Source organism: Bifidobacterium aerophilum, from assembly GCF_010667685.1.
GTDB classification, from domain to species: Bacteria; Actinomycetota; Actinomycetes; order Actinomycetales; family Bifidobacteriaceae; genus Bifidobacterium; species Bifidobacterium aerophilum.
Window position 1 is genome coordinate 1 of sequence record NZ_WHZW01000039.1, and the last position, 5,335, is coordinate 5,335.

Here is a 5,335-nt window from a genome sequence, read left to right on the forward strand (position 1 = left end):
GTGGTGGTTTGGGGACCGGATGGTGGACGCGATTGATGTCTTGTGACGCGCAGTGTTCATTGTCGCGCGTGGTATCAGCAGCAGAATGGATGCGTGTCCCAACCAGGGGGTTGGGATAGTGTGTTGCCTTTTCCCCGTTAGTACCGGTCGGCTCCACCCCTCGCGGGGCTTCCACGTCCGGCCTATCGACCACGTGTTCTGCATGGGGGGTCTCGCAGGTCAAGCCTGCATGGAATCCTTATCTTGGAGCGGGCTTCCCGCTTAGATGCTTTCAGCGGTTATCCCTTCCGAACGTAGCCAACCGGCCGTGCCACTGGCGTGACAACCGGCATACCAGAGGTTCGTCCACCCAGGTCCTCTCGTACTATGGGCAGGCCTCCTCAAGATTCCAACGAGCGCAGAGGATAGAGACCAAACTGTCTCACGACGTTCTGAACCCAGCTCGCGTGCCGCTTTAATCGGCGAACAGCCGAACCCTTGGGACCTGCTCCAGCCCCAGGATGCGACGAGCCGACATCGAGGTGCCAAACCATCCCGTCGATATGGACTCTTGGGAATGATCAGCCTGTTATCCCCGGGGTACCTTTTATCCGTTGAGCGATGCCGCGCCCGTGCGCCGGCACCGGATCACTATCTCCGACTTTCGTCCCTGCTCGGACCGTCGTCCTCGCAGTCAAGCCCGCTTGTGCGATTACACTCGACACCCGATTGCCAACCGGGCTGAGCGGACCTTTGAGCGCCTCCGTTACTCTTTGGGAGGCAACCGCCCCAGTTAAACTACCCGCCAGGCACTGTCCCAGATCAGGATGACTGATCGTGGTTAGACGTCAAACGAGAACAGAGCGGTATTTCACCTTGCGACTCCACGGATGCTGGCGCACCCGCTTCGAAGTCTCCCGCCTATGCTACACAATCCGCGCCTAACGCCAATACCAAGGTATAGTAAAGGTCCCGGGGTCTTTTCGTCCTTCTGCGCTTAACGAGCATCTTTACTCGTACTGCAATTTCGCCGAGCTCCTGGTCGAGACAGTGGGGAAGTCGTTACGCCATTCGTGCAGGTCGGAACTTACCCGACAAGGAATTTCGCTACCTTAGGATGGTTATAGTTACCACCGCCGTTTACCGGGGCTTGAATTCACCGCTTCACCCAGAGGGCTGACGGATCCTCTTAACCTTCCGGCACCGGGCAGGCGTCAGAGCGTATACAGCGGCTTGCGCCTTCGCACGCTCCTGTGTTTTTGGTAAACAGTCGCTACCCCCTGGCCTGTGCCACCCCCCAAAGCTCCACGCGCGAGGCGCTTCACCCCGAGGGGTCTCCCTTATACCGAAGGCACGGGAGTGATTTGCCGAGTTCCTTGACCAGGATTCGCTCGATCGCTTCGGTATTCTCTACCTGACCACCAGTGTCGGTTTGGGGTACGGGCGGCAAGGACCCTAACGCCGAAGCTTTTCTCGGCAGCATGGGATCACCGGATTCGAGCATACGCTCCCATCATCGCGCCTCACCCTTGATGCACCCCGGATTTGCCTGGGATGCGGGCCACACGCTTGACCACGGAAAACCACCTCCGCGGCCGGCTACCCTCCTGCGTCACTCCTGCGTCGACCTACTACAACTACGCTCCCAACACCCCGCGGATCACCAACCCGAAGGAAGGATCACCACGAGACGGAGGTTAGTACTCATTGCCTCGGTTTGGTCGGTTCCAAGCCGGTACGGGAATATCGACCCGTTCATCCATTCGACTACGCCTGTCGGCCTCGCCTTAGGACCCGACTCACCCGGGGACGACGAACGTGGCCCCGGAACCCTTGGTCATCCAGCGGACGGGATTCGCACCCGCCTCTCGCTACTCATGTCTGCATTCTCACTCCCGCACAGTCCACGGACGTTTACACGCCCGCTTCGCCCCATGCAGGACGCTCTCCTACCCAACAGATTGAACTGTTGCCGCGTCTTCGGTGGCGTGCTTGAGCCCCGCTACATTGTCGGCGCGGAACCACTAGACCAGTGAGCTGTTACGCACTCTTTCAAGGATGGCTGCTTCTGAGCCAACCTCCTGGCTGTCTATGCGACTCCACATCCTTTCCCACTTAGCACGCGCTTGGGGACCTTAGACGACGATCTGGGCTGTTTCCCTTTCGACGACGGAGCTTATCCCCCGCCGACTCACTGCCGGCATACACGCCACGGGTATTCGGAGTTTGGCTGCTGTTGGTACCCGATACGGGCCCGCAAGCATCCAGTAGCTCTACCCCCCGGACGCAATCAACCGACGCTGCACCTAAATGCATTTCGGAGAGAACCAGCTATCACGGAATTTGATTGGCCTTTCACCCCTAGCCCCAGGTCATCCCCCCGGTTTTCAACCCAGGTGGGTACGGCCCTCCACGCGGTCTTACCCGCGCTTCAGCCTGCCCAGGGCTAGATCATCCCGCTTCGGGTCCAGGACACGCGACTATAACGCCTTTTAAGACTCGCTTTCGCTACGCGTACACCACACGGCTTACGCTCGCCACATGCCACTGACTCGCAGACTCATTTTTCGATAGGCACGCCGTCACCCCGAAAGGCTCCGACGGATCGTAGGCGCACGGTTTCAGGAACTGTTTCACTCCCCTCCCGGGGTGCTTTTCACCTTTCCCTCACGGTACTAGTACGCTATCGGTCGGACAGGAATACTCAGGCTTATCTCACGGTCGAGACTGATTCACGCGGGATTCCACGAGGCCCGCGCTACTTGGGAACACGATCGGAAGACCCTGGCCCTTCGGCTAAGGGGCTGGCACCCGCTGCGGCCCGGCCTTCAATCCGGTTCGCCTCAGCCAAGGTTTTATCACTTCCGCCCGGCACGTCGGTACCGGGACACGCGTCCCGCAACACCCCACACGCAACCCCCGACGGGTATCACACGCGCAAGGTTTGGCCATCATCCGCTTTCGCTCGCCACTACTCACGGAGTATCCTTTCCTGCAGGTACTGAGATGTTTCACTTCCCTGCGTACCCCCCGCAAACTTGCGGTACCGGCCCATAACGGCCGGTGGGTTCCCCCATTCGGAAATCCTCGGATCAAAGCCCACTCGGCGGCTCCCCGAGGCCTATCGCGGCCCGTCGCGTCCTTCATCGGTCCTGTCCGCCAAGGCATCCACCACACGCCCTTGCAAGCAACACACCACAACAGTGCATCGCACGCATTCAAACGAGCTGATTCACGCTTGACGACAAATCATCACACTAACGATCACAAAACGATCAAACAACCAGACTCCAAACGGAGTCCGGCGAAAAAACAGCAAAAACAACAGCCGAAGCTCTTGTTTCTGCTCGCGTCCACTATCCAGTTCTCAAACCACCACACACCACACCCACAGACAGCCAGACACACGGCCTGACCCCGCCGGGCATGGGCACGAACCGCACCAAGACCAACGTCTCGGGGTGGCGGTCCGGGGACCCAAAAGCGCATCCATACACTCCCCACGCCCCGAAAGGCATGAGCCAACGATCTCTTCCACACCAGCAACCCCGAGCGACCACGGACTGTCCATGGCGCGGGGCACACACCGGATGCCAAACAGCATCCTGAATTCTCCGTAGAAAGGAGGTGATCCAGCCGCACCTTCCGGTACGGCTACCTTGTTACGACTTAGTCCCAATCACGAGCCTCACCTTAGACGGCTCCCCCCAATACTGGTTAGGCCACCGGCTTCGGGTGCTGCCCACTTTCATGACTTGACGGGCGGTGTGTACAAGGCCCGGGAACGCATTCACCGCGGCGTTGCTGATCCGCGATTACTAGCGACTCCGCCTTCACGGAGCCGGGTTGCAGGCTCCGATCCGAACTGAGACCGGTTTTCAGGGATCCGCTCCATGTCACCATGTCGCATCCCGCTGTACCGGCCATTGTAGCATGCGTGAAGCCCTGGACGTAAGGGGCATGATGATCTGACGTCATCCCCACCTTCCTCCGAGTTAACCCCGGCGGTCCCCCGTGAGTTCCCACCATGACGTGCTGGCAACACAGGGCGAGGGTTGCGCTCGTTGCGGGACTTAACCCAACATCTCACGACACGAGCTGACGACGACCATGCACCACCTGTGAACCCGCCCCGAAGGGAAGCGCCATCTCTGACGCGGTCGGGAACATGTCAAGCCCAGGTAAGGTTCTTCGCGTTGCATCGAATTAATCCGCATGCTCCGCCGCTTGTGCGGGCCCCCGTCAATTTCTTTGAGTTTTAGCCTTGCGGCCGTACTCCCCAGGCGGGACGCTTAACGCGTTAGCTCCGACACGGGACCCGTGGAAAGGGCCCCACATCCAGCGTCCACCGTTTACGGCGTGGACTACCAGGGTATCTAATCCTGTTCGCTCCCCACGCTTTCGCTCCTCAGCGTCAGTAACGGCCCAGAGACCTGCCTTCGCCATTGGTGTTCCTCCCGATATCTACACATTCCACCGTTACACCGGGAATTCCAGTCTCCCCTACCGCACTCCAGCCCGCCCGTACCCGGCGCAGACCCACCGTTAAGCGATGGGCTTTCACACCAGACGCGACGAACCGCCTACGAGCTCTTTACGCCCAATAAATCCGGATAACGCTTGCACCCTACGTATTACCGCGGCTGCTGGCACGTAGTTAGCCGGTGCTTATTCAACAGGTACACTCAACCAAAGCCTTGCTCCCTGCTAAAAGAGGTTTACAACCCGAAGGCCTCCATCCCTCACGCGGCGTCGCTGCATCAGGCTTGCGCCCATTGTGCAATATTCCCCACTGCTGCCTCCCGTAGGAGTCTGGGCCGTATCTCAGTCCCAATGTGGCCGGTCGCCCTCTCAGGCCGGCTACCCGTCGAAGCCACGGTAGGCCGTTACCCCACCGTCAAGCTGATAGGACGCGACCCCATCCCATACCGTTAAAAACTTTCCCAGCACACCATGCAGTGTGATGGAGCATCCGGCATTACCACCCGTTTCCAGGAGCTATTCCGGAGTACAGGGCAGGTCGGTCACGCATTACTCACCCGTTCGCCACTCTCACCAAGCAGCAAGCTGCTCGGATCCCGTTCGACTTGCATGTGTTAAGCACGCCGCCAGCGTTCATCCTGAGCCAGAATCGAACCCTCCACAAAAAAACTTGCAGAAGACATCCGAATAGATGACTCTTCAAACATATATTGACGGAACATCCTATAAGGAAGGACGTTCGCACAAAAACCCCACCCCCAATTACCCACTCTCATGGAACCCGAACCACAAGCCCGGGAAGGGAATGAACTGGCAATCATTGACTATAAAGAAGTAGTACAAACACGCTCTTGAGTTCTCAAACCACCACCAC

The 5,335-nt window shown here is 58.8% G+C and carries 2 rRNA genes; both read right to left on the bottom strand.

From position 1 onward, the window contains the following. Window positions 1-117 precede the first annotated feature (117 nt). Window positions 118-3,174: ribosomal RNA gene (locus GFD25_RS11765) — 23S ribosomal RNA — on the bottom strand. Between the two features lie 425 nt (window positions 3,175-3,599). After that, a 16S ribosomal RNA gene (locus GFD25_RS11770) occupies window positions 3,600-5,126 on the bottom strand. The 16S and 23S rRNA genes sit together here, the layout of an rRNA operon. Between the last annotated feature and the right edge of the window lie 209 nt (window positions 5,127-5,335).